Here is a 15,860-nt window from a genome sequence, read left to right on the forward strand (position 1 = left end):
CGATCTCGTCGTCGCTGTCGACGTCGCGTCGGCCCGCGGGAGCGCCGGGGAGGCCGCCCCGACTCAGGCGGCCGCGGTCCCGGTCCGCGCGTCGACCGTGACGGAGCGTTCGGCGCCTCCGACGGTGACGACCGCGTTCCAGACGGGTGCCGTGTCGGACCCCTCCAGGACGACGGACCGGAGCGTGCTGCCGGGCACCGCGGCGGTCGCCGACGCCGCCGCCGCAGCTGCGTCGACCTCGGCTGCGGCGGACCGGGCTGCGTCGGCCGCTGCCGTCGCCGCGTCCACGCCGCGGGGGAACGGGCCGGAGGTCACACGGCCCAGGGTCGCGGAGACCACCGACTGTGTCCGGGAGCCGTCGGGGCCCGCGACCACGACGGTCCACTCGTCACCTGACCCGGCGAGCGAGACGACCGTTCCTCCGCCGGCTGCGGCGACGCCCTGGGCCGAGACCGCGGCGAAGTCGACGGAGTCCGGCTGCTCCACGCCGCTGCCGTTGCCCGTACCGGGTCCGGTGCCGTCGTCCACGCCGCCGGACGGGCCGGGGGACGGGACGTCCGACGGTGAGGATCCGGAGGACGGGGGAACGGTCGTCGGTGCGCTCCCGGTCGGTGCGGGAGTGGCCGAGCGGCTCGGGGACGCCGAGGCCGTCCGCTCGGGCCCGTCGCCACCGGAGCACCCTGCGAGCACGACGGCGGCGGTGACGGCGAGGAGGACGGAGGCGGCGGTGACGGGGAGTCGACGGGACATGCGATCGATCCTCGCAGGTCACACGCGGAGCCGACGCGGCGACACGGGCGCCGCAGCGCATCGAGGTCGGGTGCGCGGACCGGTCGTCCGGGTCGGGGATCCTCGGATCAGAGGTCGGCGTGCAGCTGCCAGGTCTCGAGGGCCGAGTCGCGCCAGTCGAACATCCGTGCCCGGTCGAGTCCGGCCACGGCCAACTGCGCCGCGAGGTTCTCGTCGGAGACCACCTGGAACACGGCCTGCGCGAGCCGGGTCGGGTACGTGTCGAGCGGTTCCCGGGCGACCGTGACGCCGGCGTCCGCCGCGACCTCGCGGACCGCTGCGTCGTCGGAGTGGACGACCGGGGTCCCGAGACTCATCGCCTCGATGACCGGCAGTCCGAAGCCCTCGGCGAGGCTCGGGAACACGAAGACGGATGCCCGGTCGTAGACCGTCGCCAGGTCGGCGTCGTCGATGCGCCCGAGCACCCGGACGGCCTCGGGAGGGAGTCCGGCTCGTTCGGCGGTCTCGTGGACGTCGACGTCGCCCCAGCCGTCCGGCCCGGCGACGACCAGTGGCACGTCCGACGGTGCCTCAGGGTGTGCCATCGCGGCGATGAGGTGCTGCAGGCCCTTCCGTGGCTCGAGGGTCCCGACCGCCAGCACGTACCGCTCGGGGAGGCCGAGTCGCTCGGCGCGCAGGTCGGCGTCGACGGGGACGCGGAGCTTGCTGCTCGGCGCGCCGCCGATCACGCGGAGCCGGTCGCCGAAGCGGTGGATCCCGTTCAGCTCCTCGGCCACGGCGTGGGTCGGCACGACGACCGCGTCCGCGTACCGGAAGGCGCGACGCACCATCGCCTTGTGGAAGTGGACACCGCGCGGGGTCAGGGTCTCCGGATGGGTCCAGGGAACCGTGTCGTGGACCGTCACGACGGTCTGGGTGCCCGGGTCGCGGAGTGGGTCGTGGCGGACCAGCGGGGCCAGGACACTCGGGGCGTGGACCATGCCGTGGGCGGCGGTGCGCGCGAGGCCGAGCTGCCACGCCACGGACAGCTCGCGACGCGGCAGTGCGGTCCGGGAGAGGTCGACGCCCGGCAGCAGGGCACGGAGTCGGTCGAGCTCGGACGCGGCGGTGGCGGAGACGATCCCCTCGACGTCACACCCGTCCGGTGCCGTCTCGACGAGCCCGCGCGTCAGCTCCTCGGCGTACCGGCCGATCCCGCCCGGCACCGGTGCGACGACCTGGTCGACGATCACGCGCAGAGTCGTCATGGAGCCCTTCTTCGGATCGCGGTCGGACAGCGCGGCAGACACTACCAGGGTCGTCCTGCACGCCCGCGGGGGCGGCTCCGGGGGCTAGGCTTGTCCGGTCGTCGACGAAGGGGAGCCTTGACAACCGTGACGCACGCCGCCCTCCGGCGGATCGGTGACCCTCGACGACTGGTCGCGGTGCTCGAGCACCGATGGACGATGCCCACGACGATCGTGGTCTTCCTGGTGATCGGGGCGTTCCTCTCGGTGGCGGTGCACATGCCGGTGGTCGACGGGATGGGGAACGTCCCGTACGCCGGTACGATCGCGCCGGATGAAGGTCGGCACATCGCCAACATCCTCTTCTACGCAGGGCGCAGCTGGACCGCCGGTCCGATCATCACGGACGCCGCCCCGCAGCTGCTGACGATGGGGGAGATCGAGCGGTTCCCGAGCTACTTCTACTACTACCTGATGAGCTTCCCGGTGAAGCCGCTCGTCAACCTCGAGGCGCCCTACACGGTGATCGTGGTCATGCTCCGAGCGGTGAACGTGGTCCTCGGGGCGCTCGGTCTCGTGGTGCTCCGACGCCTGTTCCGGGTCATGGGCTTCTCGACGTCGATCGCCGTGTTCGCCGTCATCGTCGTCGCCCTGACGGGGCGGTACGAGTGGCAGAGCGCCGGGGTCTCCTACGACACCCCGGCCAACACCCTGTACTTCCTGATGCTGTACTGGTGCGCCCGCATGATCCGTTCGTCGTCGGGACACTGGGGGAACCTCGTGCGCGCCGTCGCGTTCGGCCTCGCGGCGATCGTCGTGAAGTACACGTTCGTCCCGTTCGTCGGCGTCGCGCTGGTCGTCGCGCTCGTGCTCGTGGTCCAGCGCGACGGCTTCCAGGCCTTCGCGCACCCGGTGCGCCGGACCGTGGCCGCGTTCCGCGGGCACCCGGTGACGTCGACGCTCTGGACGGTGTCCGTGCTGGGCATGTCAGCGGTGATGGTCGAACGGACGGGCGGGAACCTGCTGCGCTACGGGCAGTTCAACCCGTCGTGCGTCCGGGTGCACACCCACCAGGAGTGCCTCGCGTTCGACATCTACCGACGCAACTTCGTCGCCGAGCGCGCGCACGACGTCGCGATCCTGCACGACGCACCGCCGGCAGCGTTCGACCTGTTCGGGTTCATCGGTGACTGGATGAGTGCGTACTTCCAGACCATGTTCTTCTACCGCGGCCGCACCACCGAGTGGCAGATCACGACCTGGGTGCAGGTCCTGGGCGCGGTCGTCCTCATCGTGGCCCTCGTCGCGACGCTCCTCGCCGTGCGCATCCTGGTCCGCACGCGTTCCTTCGTCTGGGGGACCGTCGTCGCAGCCACCTACGTCGCCGCCACGTTCTTCTTCAACCTGCGGACCTTCCTGCGCCTCGACAACCAGTACGCCTTCGCCGGACGGTACGTCCTACCGGTCTACCCGCTGCTCGTGGTGTTCGCGATCGTGTCGCTCCTGGCCCTCTGGCGGACGCTGCCCGAGGGCTGGCGCCGTGCGCTCGTCGTCCCGGTGGCCGTCGTCGCGGTGCTCGTCGTGGCGACCTACGCCGGACCGTTCGCCTTCGCCGCCTACGCGCAGGACCCCGGCTGGTACACGCCGCTCGCGCAACGGGTCCTGCCGCACTTCCTGACGGGGGTCCGATGAGCGACGACACGACCGACGACCGGACGGCCGCCGACCGGACGGCCGCCGACCGGACGACCGCGGCCCGGACGGCCGCCGACCAGACGACCCCGGAGCGCGTTGCCGGGACCGGCGCCGCGGGTGCTGCGACCCCCTGGTACCGCCGTCGTCGGTGGTCCGTCGGCACCGCCGTGCTCGTCCTGGCGCTGGTGTCGGTGGGGTACGAGTACGTCTCGACCGGCCCGGCACCGACCACGATCCGTGAGTGCACGATCGTGCGCGGGGCGTCGGTCTCGTCGCACGCCGAGTGCGCCGGGCAGGACCTCGCCGGTGCCGACCTGTCCGGGCTCGACCTGCGGCTGGCGGACCTGCACGGAGCGGACCTCCGCGGTGCCGACCTCAGCAGCACGATCCTCTACGGCGCCGACCTCACGGGGACGGACCTGCGGGGGACCGACCTGTCGCAGTCCGACCTGACACAGGCCGACCTCACCGGGGCGTCGCTGGACGGTACGGACTTCACGGATGCCGGCATCTCCGGCATGGTGGTCGAGGGGACGGTCCTCGCGGCGTCGCAGTACTCCCGGTGGGTCGACGACGACGAGCCCGTCCGGGTCACGCTCGAGGCGGGTACACAGCCGGGGATCACCGAGAACAGCTGCCAGGACTTCCAGGGCCTGTACTACCCGGGGCAGAACGTGGTGCAGTGTCGGCTGTCGACGGACGCCCAGTACGACGGCACGTTGTCCTACGGCCGGATCGTCGAGGTGAAGCGTCAGCCGATCGTCTCCGTCCCCTCCGAGGTGCGACTCCAGGTCGGTCGACGGGCATCCGTGCAGCTCCGCGCCGAGAGCCCGTTCCCCTCGGTCTTCACGTCGTTCTCGGGGTCGTTGCCGCCCGGCATGCGCTGGGACGCCGACACACAGCAGATCGTCGGGACCCCCACCGAGCGCGCGATCGGCACGCGCACACTCGAGTTCGTCGCGGACAACGGGCGGCAGGTGCGCACGAGCATCACCTTCACGGTCACCGAGTGAGTCCACCGGTCGGCGGCACACGACCGCCGACCGCGGCTGCGGGAGCTCCGCACACGACCGCCGGCCGCGGATGCGGGAGCGCCGACCGGGCTCGCAGGTGGGCCGACCGGGGTCGCGGGAGCACCACCAGTACGGTCGGGTGACGGCCCCGCTGCCGCGTCGTCGGCGACGCCCCCCCGCTGCCGCGTCGTCGGGAACGAGGGGCAGCGGGGAGGTCCGCCGGACGGTTCCGCACCGATCAGCGGACGCCCGGGCACGGACGCGCGGCCCCGGCGGACCGCTCGTCCGCGCTCAGGGCTGGTCGAGGACGCCGGCGGCGACCGCCGCGTCCAGCGCCTGACGCCAGTCCCGCATCGGGGGGATGCCGGCCGCCGCCCAGCCGTCGTGTCCGAGGACGCTGTACGCGGGGCGCGGTGCGGGCCGGACGAAGGCGGAGCTGTCCGTCGGGAGGACCCGCTCCGGGTCGAGCCCGACAGCGCTGAAGATCGCGCGGGTGAAGTCGAACCAGGACGCCTGCCCGGCGTTGGTGCCGTGGTACGTGCCCGCGGGGGCGTCGGCGTCGAGCATCGCCACGACCTGCCGTGCGAGGTCGCCGGTCCAGGTCGGCTGCCCCACCTGGTCGGTCACCACGCTCACCGTGTCGTGGGAGCCCGCGAGCCGGACCATGGTCTTGGCGAAGTTGGGGCCGTGGGCGCCGTAGAGCCAGGCGGTCCGCACGATGTACGACGCGTCCGGGAGGATCGCGCGGACGGCGTCCTCACCGGCGGCCTTCGTGCGTCCGTAGACACCGAGCGGACGAGTCGGACCGTCCTCGGCGTACGGCGCGGTCCCGGTACCGTCGAAGACGTAGTCGGTCGACACCTGGACGAGCCGCGCACCGCTCGCCGCGGCTGCGGTGGCGAGTGTCTCCGCCCCCCGGGCGTTGACGGCGGTGGCCGCCTCCTCGTGGGACTCGGCGTCGTCGACCTTCGTGTACGCAGCGGCGTTGATCACGACGTCGTGTCCCGCGACCGCCGCGGACACGGCGGACTGGTCGGTGACGTCGAGGTCGGCGCGGGACAGGGCGGTCACGTCACGCCCGGCCAGGGCCAGCTGCAGGTCCTGACCGAGCATGCCGGCGGCGCCGGTGACGAGGTAGCGGGTCATGCGAGGGCCGCGCGCTCCTTGAGGGGCTCCCACCACGCACGGTTGTCCCGGTACCACTGCACGACGTCGGCGAGTCCCTGCTCGAAGGGCACCTGCGGCTCGTAGCCGAGCTCGGCCTGGATCTTCGAGATGTCGACCGAGTAGCGCAGGTCGTGACCGAGGCGGTCCTGCACGTGCTCGACGGACGACCAGTCCTTGCCGGTCGCGTCGAGGAGGAGCTGGGTGAGCTCCTTGTTCGTCAGCTCGGTGCCGCCGCCGATGTTGTAGATCTCGCCCGCGCGTCCCCCGACGAGGACCATCGCGATGCCGCGGGTGTGGTCGTCGACGTGCAGCCAGTCGCGGACGTTGTTGCCCTCGCCGTACAGCGGGACGCTCTTGCCGTCGATGAGGTTCGTCACGAAGAGCGGGATGACCTTCTCGGGGAAGTGGTACGGCCCGTAGTTGTTCGAGCACCGCGTGATCGAGAGGTTCAGCCCGTGGGTGCGGTGGTAGCTGCGGGCGAGCAGGTCGCTGCCCGCCTTCGACGCCGAGTACGGCGAGTTCGGCTCGAGCGGACGGTCCTCGTCCCACGAGCCCTCGCTGATCGAGCCGTACACCTCGTCCGTGGAGACGTGGACGAACCGCTCGGTGCCGTGGCGCAGTGCTGCGTCGAGCAGACGCTGCGTGCCGACGACGTTGGTCTCGACGAAGATCCCGGAGTCACGGACGGAGCGGTCGACGTGCGACTCGGCGGCGAAGTGCACGATCGCGTCGACCGAGGGGACGACCTCGTCGAGCTTCGCGGCGTCGCGGATGTCTCCCTGCACGAACGTGTAGCGCGGCGAGTCCGCGACAGGAGCGAGGTTCTCGAGGTTCCCCGAGTACGTCAGGGCGTCGTACACGACGACCTCCGAGCCCTCCAGCCCGGGGTACGCGTCCTCCAGGGTCCGACGGACGAAGTTCGAGCCGATGAAGCCGGCCCCTCCGGTGACGAGGATCTTCACGCTTGGTTTCCTTTGCAAGGCCGATGTGTGCCGGTCACGGGGCCGACGGCGGTCGGGTCGAGTGTAGCGGGGGCGGTCCGGGGTCAGTCCCCGTACCGCGCGAGCTTCTGCAGGTCGAGCTGCTCCTCGGCGAGCGTGCGGTTCAGCCTCGTCAGGTCTGCGACGACGCCGATCGTGATCGACAGCAGGGCACTGATCATCAGGACCATGCCGAGGATGAGCGACTGCAGGTGGTTGCCGCCGCTGTCCGTCCAGAGCAGCACGAGGTAGCGGACGAAGGGGATGAGTCCCGCGGCGCCCAGGACGGCGCTCACCCAGGCGAAGAGCGCCAGTGGCCGGTACATGAGGTAGACCCGTGCGATCGCGGACCCGGACTGGAACATGTGCTGCCAGATGTTCTTGAACAGTCGTGACTCGCGGGTCTTGGCGTTCGTCGTGATCGGGATGCTGGCGATGGCGAGCCGCTTGTAGCCCGCCTGCACGATGGTCTCCATGCAGTAGCTGAAGCGCGTGACGATGTTGAGCCGGATGAGCGCGTACTTCGAGTAGGCGCGGAACCCGCTCGCCGCGTCGGGCAGGTCGAGCCCCGCGGCACGGCTCGCGACCCACGACCCGAAGGTCTGCATCGCCTTCTTGAACCCGGAGAAGTGCTCGATCGTCCGGGTCTGGCGGTCACCGATCACGATGTCGGCCTCGCCGCGCACGATCGGCTGCACGAGGTCGGCGATCTGCGCCTGCGGGTACTGGTTGTCCCCGTCGGTGTTCACGACGACGTCGGCCCCGTGGAGCAGGGCGTAGTCGACGCCGTCACGGAAGGACCGCGCCAGCCCCATGTTCCGCGTGTGCCGGACGACGTGCCGGACCCCGTGCGCCCGGGCCACCTCGACGGTCCGGTCGGTCGAGCCGTCGTCGATGACCAGGACCTCGATCTCGTCGACGCCGGGGATCGAGGTCGGGATCGTCTCGAGGACCGAGGCGAGGGTCTGCTCCTCGTTGAGGCAGGGGATCTGGACGAACAGTTTCACGAGTGGGTCCCTGAGGTCGTCGGCGCTCCTCCCCGTGCGGGAAGTCGGCGACCATCCTACGTGCCCGTACGAATGCTCAGGTCCAGCGGTCGTCGTGCGACGATGGCCCCATGGCAGCCCTCCGGTCGACCGTCGCCCGTCTCCTCGGTCGTCGGGGCACGGCCCCGTCGACCTCGGCTCCGCCCCTGGTCGGCTTCGTCGTGCACGGTGCCGGTGGCGTGCACCCCGCGTCGGCACACGTCCGGGTGACGGGACGGATGACGGCGCTCGCCGCATCCGGGAGGGCACGGGTCGCGCAGGTGGACCCGGTGCGCTGGGCGGACGGTTCGGACACCGCGCACCTCGACGCGATCCTGGTGCAGCGGGACGCCTTCCCGGTCGCCGCGCTCGACGCCGCGTTCGCCAGGGCCGCCCGCGAGGGCACGCGGATCGTCGCCGAGGTCGACGACGACTTCTTCACCCCGGAGGCGCGCACACGCCTCGCGCAGGCGGAGTACGACCCCGACCGGCTCGCCTCCGTCGATCGGCTCGTCCGGGGCGCCGACGCGGTGGTGGTGTCCACCCCGACGCTCCGGGACGTGCTCGCGGCGCAGGGCGTCGACGCCGTCGTGGTGCCGAACGGCGTCCAACCCGGGCTGTGGGACGCGGACCCCGGCGGCCCTGCCGCCGCCGACCCGGACGACCGCAGCCCGCGACGCGTCCTCTACATGGGCAGCGCGACGCACGGCGGCGACCTCGACCTGCTCCGTCCGGTCTTCGCCGACCTGACCGACGACGACGGCCGGCCGGTCCGGCTGGAGGTCGTCGGGGTCACCGGCGACGACGACACCTGGTACGACCGACTCGCGCTCCCCGAGGGGGCGCAGCACTACCCGGCCTTCGTCGCGTTCCTCCGGGCGCAGGCCGACCGGTGGACCGCCGGGGTCGCACCGTTGACCGGTGACCGGTTCAACGACGCGAAGAGCGACCTCAAGTTCCTCGAGTACACGATGCTCGGCCTGCCCTTCGTCGGGTCGGACCGGCCGTCGTACCGGGGCGCCGACGAGCACGGTGGTCTCCTCGTCGGTGACCAGCCGGAGGCGTGGCAGCGAGCGGTCCGTGCCGCCCTGCGCGAGTCCGACGCCCGTGTCCGACGGGCGCGCCGGTACGTCCTGGCGGAGCGCACCGTCGGGGACGACCGACCCGGCGAGACGGCATGGCGCCTGGCCCTCGGGCTGTCCTGACGCGCTCCTTGCTAGGCTGCCCCGGTGCAGATCCGCGAACTGAAGATCCCCGGCGCGTGGGAGTTCACGCCCGTCCAGCACGGCGACGCACGAGGAGCGTTCCTCGAGGCGTACCGTGCCGACGTCCTCGAGGACACGGTCGGTCACCCGCTCGACCTCCGCCAGGTGAACATGTCGATCTCGTCCGCCGGTGTCGCCCGCGGGATCCACTACGCCCTCGTCGCCCCCAGCCAGGCCAAGTACGTCACCGCCGTCCGCGGGGCCTTCATCGACTACATCGTCGACATCCGCGTCGGGTCGCCGACGTTCGGCCAGTGGGACGCGGTCCGCATCGACGACGTCGACCGCAGGGCCGTCTACCTGTCCGAGGGACTCGGCCACGCCATCGTCGCGCTCGAGGACCGCTCGACCGTGAACTACCTCGTGAGCGCCCACTACGACCCGCAGCGCGAGAAGGGCATCAGCATCCTCGACCCGACGGTCGGCCTGGAGCTGCCCGAGGGGATCGGCGAGCCGGTGCTCTCCGAGAAGGACACCTCGGCCCCGACGCTCGAGCAGGCCGCCGAGCAGGGCCTGCTGCCGACCTACGAGGAAGCGGTGGCCTACACCGAGTCCCTCCGCACGAAGAAGTAAGGACGGTCCGATGAAGGGCATCATCCTCGCCGGTGGTTCCGGCACGCGCCTCTGGCCCATCACCAAGGGCATCAGCAAGCAGCTCATGCCGATCTACGACAAGCCGATGGTCTACTACCCGCTGTCGACGCTCATGATGGCCGGCATCCGCGAGGTCCTGGTCATCACGACGCCGGAGTACAACGAGCAGTTCAAGGCCCTGCTCGGCGACGGTTCGTCGCTCGGCATGGACATCCAGTACGCCGTGCAGCCGAGCCCGGACGGCCTGGCGCAGGCGTTCGTCATCGGCGAGGAGTTCATCGGCGACGACAGCGTCGCGCTGGTCCTCGGCGACAACATCTTCCACGGCACCGGCCTCGGCACGAACCTGCGGAAGAACACCGGCGTCGACGGTGCGACCATCTTCGCCTACCACGTGGCCGACCCCACGGCGTACGGCGTCGTCGAGTTCGACGATGCGTTCACCGCGGTCTCCATCGAGGAGAAGCCCGCGCAGCCGAAGTCGAACTACGCCGTCCCGGGGCTGTACTTCTACGACAACTCGGTCATCGAGATCGCGAAGACCATCGAGCCCAGCGCACGCGGTGAGCTCGAGATCTCCACCGTCAACGAGCGGTACCTCGAGGCGGGCAAGCTCGGTGTGCAGGTCCTCGACCGCGGGACCGCCTGGCTCGACACCGGCACGTTCGAGTCGATGATGCAGGCGTCCGAGTACGTCAAGGTCATCGAGGACCGCCAGGGCTTCAAGATCGGCTGCATCGAGGAGATCGCCTGGCGCAACGGGTGGATCGACGACGCACAGCTCGCCGACCTCGCGGCACCCCTCGTCAAGGGCGGCTACGGCGTCTACCTGAACGCCCTGCTGCAGGGCTGATGGCGTCCCGGCTCGGCCGGCTGTTCGGGCGGCCCGCTGCTGCGGGAGCCGAGCGGACGGGTCCCGACGCCACCACCCGCGGTGGTGCGGTCGACGGAGCGGCCGAGCCGCGCCTCCCGGTCGACACGTCCCTCGTGACGGACCGGCCGACGGCCGCACCGGACGGGTTCGACGTCGTCGTGACCGTGCAGGAGCGGTCGTTCCGGGACGGAGCGCACCGACCGGCGGTCGCCGCCGCGGTCGCCGCCGGTGCACGTACGGTCGTCGTCAGTGCGTACGACGTGCACGCCGCCCCGACGAGCACCTACGCGCCGGTCGAGCCAGCGGCCGACCACGTGGTCGCGCGGCGCACGGTCGCCGCGACCTGGGGCGGCGCGGTCGCCGCGGCACGCGCGCAGCTCCGGTCCGCCACGGTCGTGGTCCAGGACGCCGCGATCACCCTCCCCGAGGGCGCCCACGCCCGGCTCGTCGCGACGGTCGGCCGGGAGGCGCGGGTCGCCGTGGCCGTCGTCCGGTCGGCCGACGACGTGGTGCTGAGCGCCGGCGCGGCCCTGCCCCAGCCGACCGCCCCGGTCGCGTCGCTGCTGCGCGGCCACCCCGCCGAGGACGCCGACGGACTCGACGGCACGGCCGTCTTCGCGGCGGACCTGCCCTGCTTCGCCGCGCCCGTCGCCGCGCTCGCGGACCCCGTCCGCACCGTCGACACCCGCACCGCGGTCGCCCGGCTGACCCGCGACACCGCCGACGACCTGCACGGCGACTGCGTCCTCGTGCCGCTCGGGCGGGCCTACGGCGACCCGGCCGTCCGCGAACGGCGCTACGACGCGGACGCGGCGGATGCGCTCGCGGTCTGGCGAGGACGTCGCGACGAGTACACCGCGCCGGCACTGGAGCGCCTGGGATTCCTCCCGATGCGGGGCACCGCGGACCCGGTCGGTGCGCCCGTGGCGCTCCGCGAACCCGTCGTCCGGGCCGAGCGGGGCACCGAGCGGCTGTCCCTGCGCGACCGCGGGGAACGGCTGCGCTGGTCGCTGCGGATCGCGGCGCACCCGGGGGCACGGGGGGACGACTGGGGGGACACGTTCTTCGCGCGCGACCTCGCGCGGGCGCTGCGGGGTCTCGGGCAGGAGGTCGTCGTCGACCACCGCGAGTCGCACGTCCGGCCCTTCTCCGAGCACCTCGACGACGTCGCGCTGACCCTGCGGGGACTCGACGACACCCCGGTGCACCCCTCGGCGACGAACGTGCTCTGGGTGATCTCGCACCCGGACCTCGTGACGCCGGCGGAGCTGGCACGCTACGACCTGCGGTTCGCCGCCGGGCCGGTGTGGGCCACCCGGGTCGCCGGGGAGACGGGGCTGCCGGTCGCGCCGCTGCTGCAGGCGACCGACCCTGCCCGCTTCCACCCGGGTGCTCCGGACGCCGCGTTCGGCGCGCTCGACACCGCGTTCGTCGGGAAGACCCGACGGGTGTTCCGGCCCGTGGTCCGCGACGCCGTCGAGGCCGGGGTGGACCTCGCGGTGTGGGGCGAGGGCTGGGAGGGGCTCCTGCCCGAGGGCGTGCACCGTGGTGTCTTCGTGGCGAACGACGACCTGCCGGCGCTCTACCGGACCGCCCGGGTGGTGCTCAACGACCACTGGGACGACATGGCGCGGGACGGCTTCCTGTCGAACCGGCTGTTCGACGCCGCTGCCTCGGGGGCGCTGGTCGTGACCGATCCGGTGCCGGGGGTCGACGACCTCTTCCACGGCGCGGTGCGGACGTACACCTCGGTCGAGCAGCTCCGCGAGACCGTCCGCGCGGGGGAGTCGGCGACGCTCGAGGACCGTGTGGCGCGGGGGGAGCGGATCGGCGCCGAGCACTCGTTCCGGAACCGGGCCGAGACGCTGCTCGACGCCGTGCGTCGCGTCCGCGCGCAGGGCTGACGGGCAGCGCGCCCGCGCGGTGCCCCGGCCCGCAGGGCCGATGCGGCTGACGCGGTCGACGGGATCGGCGCGGACGCGACGGTCAGCGCGGCCCACCCGGCCGGCGCATGGTGGCGCACCGGCCGGTGCTCGTCAGCGCGTCCCACCCGGCCGGCGCGCGGCGGCGCACCGGCCGGGTGCTCGTCAGCGCGCGCGGATCCGCCGTGCGACGGCGCCGGCGCGGTCGGCGAGCCGGACCACCCGTCGTGCGCGCACCGCGGCGAGCTCGGCCTCCGTCGCACGATGGGCATCGCGTTCGAACTGCACCGTCCGGCGCAGCGAGTCCGCGAGCTCCGTCGCCTGGCGGGCCTCGTCCTCGAGGTCGGCGATCCGGTGGTCACGGTCGACGACCGCGCGGCCGAGTGCGCGGAGCTCCTCGAGGCGGTCGGTCGGGACGACCGGCTCGGCGTCGCCGAGGGCGGCCGATCCCGCGCGTCGCAGGACGTCGGCGACGCCGTCGTCGCGCGTGAACGGACCCGCCTCGGCCTCGTCCTCGGTGACGAAGCGCAGGGCGAAGACGGGCTGGAGGACCCCCTCCTGCAGGCGGCGCCAGTCGCGCATCCCGTGGTGGCGCGGGCTCGGCGTCAGGTCGGGGTTGGCGTCGTAGGCGCGGCCGGTGACCTCGACCCGGTGGGCGTACTGCGCCCAGGACCGCCACGGCAGGTGCAGGACCTCGAGTGCGAGCTCCTCGGGCACCGGGGCGCCGTTCGCCACGCTGACCTGGTGGTTGCCCTGCACGACCGTGACGTCCGGGTCACCGACGTGGACGGCGTTCGCGGTGGGCGGGGCGAGCAGGCCGATGGCGGTGAGCTCGTCGACGGAGCGCTCGTCGCGCCAGTGCAGGCGTTCGACTCCGGCACCCGACTCGGCGAGTGCGCCGACGAGGTTCACGACGGGGACGGTGAAGGCGCCGACGACCGGGTCGAGGCGTTCGAGGACCCGGCGGACGGTGAGCGACCGGTCGACGGGCAGGACGAACTCGTCGGCGTCCGCGTTCACCACCCAGTCGGCCCCGTGCACCGCCGCGGCGTCGCGGGCCATGCCGGTCACGACGGTGCCCTGCTGCTTGCGGTGGACGGGGTCGTGGCGCAGGTCGACGGTGACGTCGTCACGTTCGGCGAACGCTTCGAGCAGGGCGGTCGTCCCGTCCGTCGAACCGTTGTCGGTGATGACGAAGACGTCGAAGCCCTGGGCGACGTGGTGGTCGAGCCAGGCGGGGATGACGTCCGCTTCGTCGCGGACCATCAGGGTGACGGCGAGGATCATGTGCTGCAATCCGGGTCGGGGGAGGGCGGGTGGGCGTGCTTCCCTGAGAGGTTACCGGGGTTCAGCGGGTCCGCGTGGCTCGCGCACGCACGGCCAGCGCCAGGCGGAGCACCGCTCGCAACGGCCAGAGCCACCACGCGGCGTACTTGCCGGCCAGGAAGCGGTAGGCGCTCTCGTGGTGGGCACGGCGCATCCGGTCCGAGGACCCGCGCGTCGCGGTGCCGCCGACGTGGGTGGCGATCGCCTCCGGCTCGTACACGTTCCGCAGTCCGAGGCGGCCGATGCGCCAGCCGAGGTCGACGTCCTCGAAGTACATGAAGTAGGCCTCGTCGAAGCCGCCCAGGCGGTCGAACACGTCGCGGCGCACCAGCACGCACGCGCCGGACAGCCAGCCGGCGTCGCGACGCACCGTGTGGTCACCGTCCTGCCGGTAGCGCTTCGTCCACGGGTTGCCCTGCCAGACGTTCGCGAAGACCGCGTGACCGAGCCCGGTGCGGAGCGAGGGGACGAGCCGCGCCGACGGGTAGACCACGCCGTCGGGCTCGAGCAGGCGCGGACCGACGGCCCCGATCGTCCGGTCCGTCTCGGCGGTGGCGACCAGGCGGTCGAGCGCTCCGGGGGCCAGCACGACGTCGGGGTTGGACACGAGGACCCACCGCACGTCGGGGTCGAGCGAGGCCACGGCACGGTTGACGGCCGCCCCGTACCCGAGGTTCGCGCCGACCGCGACGAAGCGCGCCCCGGCCGACTCGGTCACGCGGCGGAGCGCGTCGGCGGTCGACGAGTCGTTGTCGGCGACCACGACCTCGACGTCCCGGGTGCTCGCTGCGGCGGTGGACGCCAGGAACGCGGGCAGCACGTCGCCGGACTCGTACGACACCGTGACGATCGCCGCCCTGCCGGCGGGCGCACCACCGTGCGGCGTCCGGTCGCTCACGCGTAGACCTCCACGTGGCGCTCGGCGCAGGCGGCCCAGGTGAACCCGGCAGCTCGCGCGCGGGCCCGACGCACGCGGTCGGCGCGGGCGTCGGCGGGCTCGTCGAGCATCGCCGCGAGCGCGTCGCGGATGGCGTCGGTGTCCGGTTCGGTGTAGGTGACCGCGTCACCACCGACCTCGGGGATCGCGAGCCGGCGGGTCGTCAGGACGTCGCCGCCGGACGCCATCGCCTCGAGCACCGGCAGCCCGAAGCCCTCGCCGGTGCTCGGGTAGGCCGTGACGCGCGCGGCTCCGAGCAGGACGTGGAGCTCCTCCACCGGCAGGTACCCGAGGTACCGGACGGGCGCGCCGGGCACGTCGCCGGCGGTGGTGAGCTCGGCACGGGCAGGCTCGTCCCAGCCGAGTCCGCCCGCGACGAGCAGCGGTGGGACGGTGGTGCCGCGGGTGCGCAGGGCTCGGTGCGCGGCGAGGAGCGCCGGCACCTGCTTGCGGGGTTCGACGGTCCCGAGGAACGCGATCCAGTCGGTGTCCGGGTCGAGGTCGTGGGCGTCGCGGAAGGCGGCGGTCTCGGTCGCCGACGGCACGCGGAAGACGGTCGCGTCGACGCCGAGGTGTGCGACGACCGTGGCTCGGCGGGCCCGGCCCGCCAGACGGTCGAGCTCCGCGACCGTCGCGGCGCTCGGCGCCACCGTCGCGCGGGCCCACCGGCGCGCCACCCGGGTCCACCCGCGGAAGAACGCCACCTTCAGGCGTGAGTGCGCGGCCGGGTCCGAGAAGAACGTCGCGTCGTGCAGGGTGACGACCGTCCGGGAGGCGCGGGTCACCGGGAACGTGTAGTGCGGACTGTGCAGGACGGTCGCCCCGCTCCGTCGGAGCAGCCCCGGCAGGCCGACCTGCTCCCACAGCAGCCGGAGGGGCCGCGACGCGGTCCAGCCGGGGGCGGCGTGGTACCGGTGCGCCGGTGCGAGTCCGCGCAGCCACGCGAGGTCAGTGGGCTTCGCGACGACGTCGACGCGGACGTCCAGGTCGCCGAGGCCCTGCAGCAGACCGGCGATGTAGCGAGCGACGCCGCCGCGGTTCGGGGGGACCGAGGTCGCGTCGACGAGCACGGGGAGTGCCCGCACG

At 72.9% G+C, this 15,860-nt stretch carries 14 protein-coding genes; 6 read left to right on the forward strand and 8 right to left on the reverse strand.

All coding sequences use genetic code 11. The features are described 5' to 3' along the window. Positions 1–63: 63 nt before the first annotated feature. Both JOD95_RS12305 and JOD95_RS12310 read right to left on the reverse strand, forming a co-directional pair. Positions 64–750, reverse strand: a complete 687-nt coding sequence (locus JOD95_RS12305; RefSeq protein WP_209685169.1) for a hypothetical protein — start codon at positions 748–750, stop codon at positions 64–66. Between the two features lie 107 nt (positions 751–857). Then, a complete protein-coding gene (locus tag JOD95_RS12310; RefSeq protein WP_209685171.1) occupies positions 858–1,997 on the reverse strand; it encodes a glycosyltransferase family 1 protein in 1,140 nt (379 codons plus the stop codon). A 126-nt stretch (positions 1,998–2,123) separates the two neighbouring features. Between JOD95_RS12310 and JOD95_RS12315 the strand changes: the two genes are divergently transcribed. Both JOD95_RS12315 and JOD95_RS12320 read left to right on the forward strand, forming a co-directional pair. Continuing rightward, complete coding sequence (locus JOD95_RS12315) at positions 2,124–3,668, forward strand: hypothetical protein (protein WP_209685173.1); 1,545 nt, start codon at positions 2,124–2,126, stop codon at positions 3,666–3,668. After that, positions 3,665–4,684, forward strand: coding sequence for a pentapeptide repeat-containing protein (locus tag JOD95_RS12320; protein ID WP_209685174.1), 1,020 nt, complete (start codon positions 3,665–3,667; stop codon positions 4,682–4,684). Before JOD95_RS12315 ends, JOD95_RS12320 begins: the two co-directional genes overlap by 4 nt. Positions 4,685–4,975: 291 nt before the next feature. Here JOD95_RS12320 and rfbD read toward each other — a convergent pair whose 3' ends face one another. From rfbD to JOD95_RS12335, 3 genes are all read right to left on the reverse strand, one after another. Continuing rightward, positions 4,976–5,830: a dTDP-4-dehydrorhamnose reductase gene (rfbD, locus tag JOD95_RS12325; RefSeq protein WP_209685176.1), complete on the reverse strand. Its 855-nt coding sequence runs from the start codon at positions 5,828–5,830 to the stop codon at positions 4,976–4,978. After that, positions 5,827–6,813 carry a dTDP-glucose 4,6-dehydratase gene (rfbB, locus tag JOD95_RS12330; protein ID WP_209685177.1) on the reverse strand — a complete coding sequence of 329 codons (987 nt, stop codon included), beginning with the start codon at positions 6,811–6,813 and terminating at the stop codon, positions 5,827–5,829. The genes rfbD and rfbB overlap by 4 nt, the downstream gene beginning before the upstream one ends. Positions 6,814–6,896: 83 nt before the next feature. Next, entirely contained in the window at positions 6,897–7,838 is a 942-nt protein-coding gene (locus JOD95_RS12335) for a glycosyltransferase family 2 protein (protein ID WP_209685179.1), read from the reverse strand. A gap of 110 nt (positions 7,839–7,948) precedes the next feature. Between JOD95_RS12335 and JOD95_RS12340 the strand changes: the two genes are divergently transcribed. Genes JOD95_RS12340 through JOD95_RS12355 form a run of 4 tightly spaced genes read left to right on the forward strand, consistent with a single transcriptional unit; the run spans position 7,949 to position 12,493 of the window. Continuing rightward, a complete protein-coding gene (locus JOD95_RS12340; protein ID WP_209685181.1) occupies positions 7,949–9,061 on the forward strand; it encodes a hypothetical protein in 1,113 nt (370 codons plus the stop codon). A 24-nt stretch (positions 9,062–9,085) separates the two neighbouring features. Further along, a complete protein-coding gene (locus JOD95_RS12345; protein WP_066655027.1) occupies positions 9,086–9,694 on the forward strand; it encodes a dTDP-4-dehydrorhamnose 3,5-epimerase family protein in 609 nt (202 codons plus the stop codon). A gap of 10 nt (positions 9,695–9,704) precedes the next feature. Beyond that, the gene (gene rfbA, locus JOD95_RS12350) at positions 9,705–10,568 is read left to right on the forward strand and encodes a glucose-1-phosphate thymidylyltransferase RfbA (RefSeq protein ID WP_066655026.1); all 864 of its coding nucleotides are present in this window, start codon (positions 9,705–9,707) and stop codon (positions 10,566–10,568) included. Next, positions 10,568–12,493: a glycosyltransferase gene (locus JOD95_RS12355; protein ID WP_209685182.1), complete on the forward strand. Its 1,926-nt coding sequence runs from the start codon at positions 10,568–10,570 to the stop codon at positions 12,491–12,493. Before rfbA ends, JOD95_RS12355 begins: the two co-directional genes overlap by 1 nt. Before the next feature lie 183 nt (positions 12,494–12,676). Here JOD95_RS12355 and JOD95_RS12360 read toward each other — a convergent pair whose 3' ends face one another. The 3 genes from JOD95_RS12360 to JOD95_RS12370 all read right to left on the reverse strand — a co-directional run bounded on the left by JOD95_RS12360 (position 12,677) and on the right by JOD95_RS12370 (position 15,859). Then, positions 12,677–13,798 carry a glycosyltransferase family 2 protein gene (locus tag JOD95_RS12360; protein ID WP_209685184.1) on the reverse strand — a complete coding sequence of 374 codons (1,122 nt, stop codon included), beginning with the start codon at positions 13,796–13,798 and terminating at the stop codon, positions 12,677–12,679. Positions 13,799–13,859: 61 nt separating this feature from the next. Then, positions 13,860–14,735, reverse strand: coding sequence for a glycosyltransferase family 2 protein (locus JOD95_RS12365; protein ID WP_209685185.1), 876 nt, complete (start codon positions 14,733–14,735; stop codon positions 13,860–13,862). Further along, a complete protein-coding gene (locus JOD95_RS12370; protein WP_209685187.1) occupies positions 14,732–15,859 on the reverse strand; it encodes a glycosyltransferase family 1 protein in 1,128 nt (375 codons plus the stop codon). The genes JOD95_RS12365 and JOD95_RS12370 overlap by 4 nt, the downstream gene beginning before the upstream one ends. Between the last annotated feature and the right edge of the window lies 1 nt (position 15,860).

Origin of the sequence: Curtobacterium sp. 1310, from assembly GCF_017834105.1 — a bacterium.
Taxonomy (GTDB): domain Bacteria; phylum Actinomycetota; class Actinomycetes; order Actinomycetales; family Microbacteriaceae; genus Curtobacterium.

Coding starts and splice junctions, on each gene's coding strand:
- JOD95_RS12340 (WP_209685181.1), top strand. CDS start 7,949: ATGGCAGCCCTCCGGTCGACCGTCGCCCGTCTCCTCGGTCGTCGGGGC.
- JOD95_RS12320 (WP_209685174.1), top strand. CDS start 3,665: ATGAGCGACGACACGACCGACGACCGGACGGCCGCCGACCGGACGGCC.
- JOD95_RS12355 (WP_209685182.1), top strand. CDS start 10,568: ATGGCGTCCCGGCTCGGCCGGCTGTTCGGGCGGCCCGCTGCTGCGGGA.
- rfbA (WP_066655026.1), top strand. CDS start 9,705: ATGAAGGGCATCATCCTCGCCGGTGGTTCCGGCACGCGCCTCTGGCCC.
- JOD95_RS12310 (WP_209685171.1), bottom strand. CDS start 1,997: ATGACGACTCTGCGCGTGATCGTCGACCAGGTCGTCGCACCGGTGCCG.
- JOD95_RS12360 (WP_209685184.1), bottom strand. CDS start 13,798: ATGATCCTCGCCGTCACCCTGATGGTCCGCGACGAAGCGGACGTCATC.
- rfbD (WP_209685176.1), bottom strand. CDS start 5,830: ATGACCCGCTACCTCGTCACCGGCGCCGCCGGCATGCTCGGTCAGGAC.
- JOD95_RS12305 (WP_209685169.1), bottom strand. CDS start 750: ATGTCCCGTCGACTCCCCGTCACCGCCGCCTCCGTCCTCCTCGCCGTC.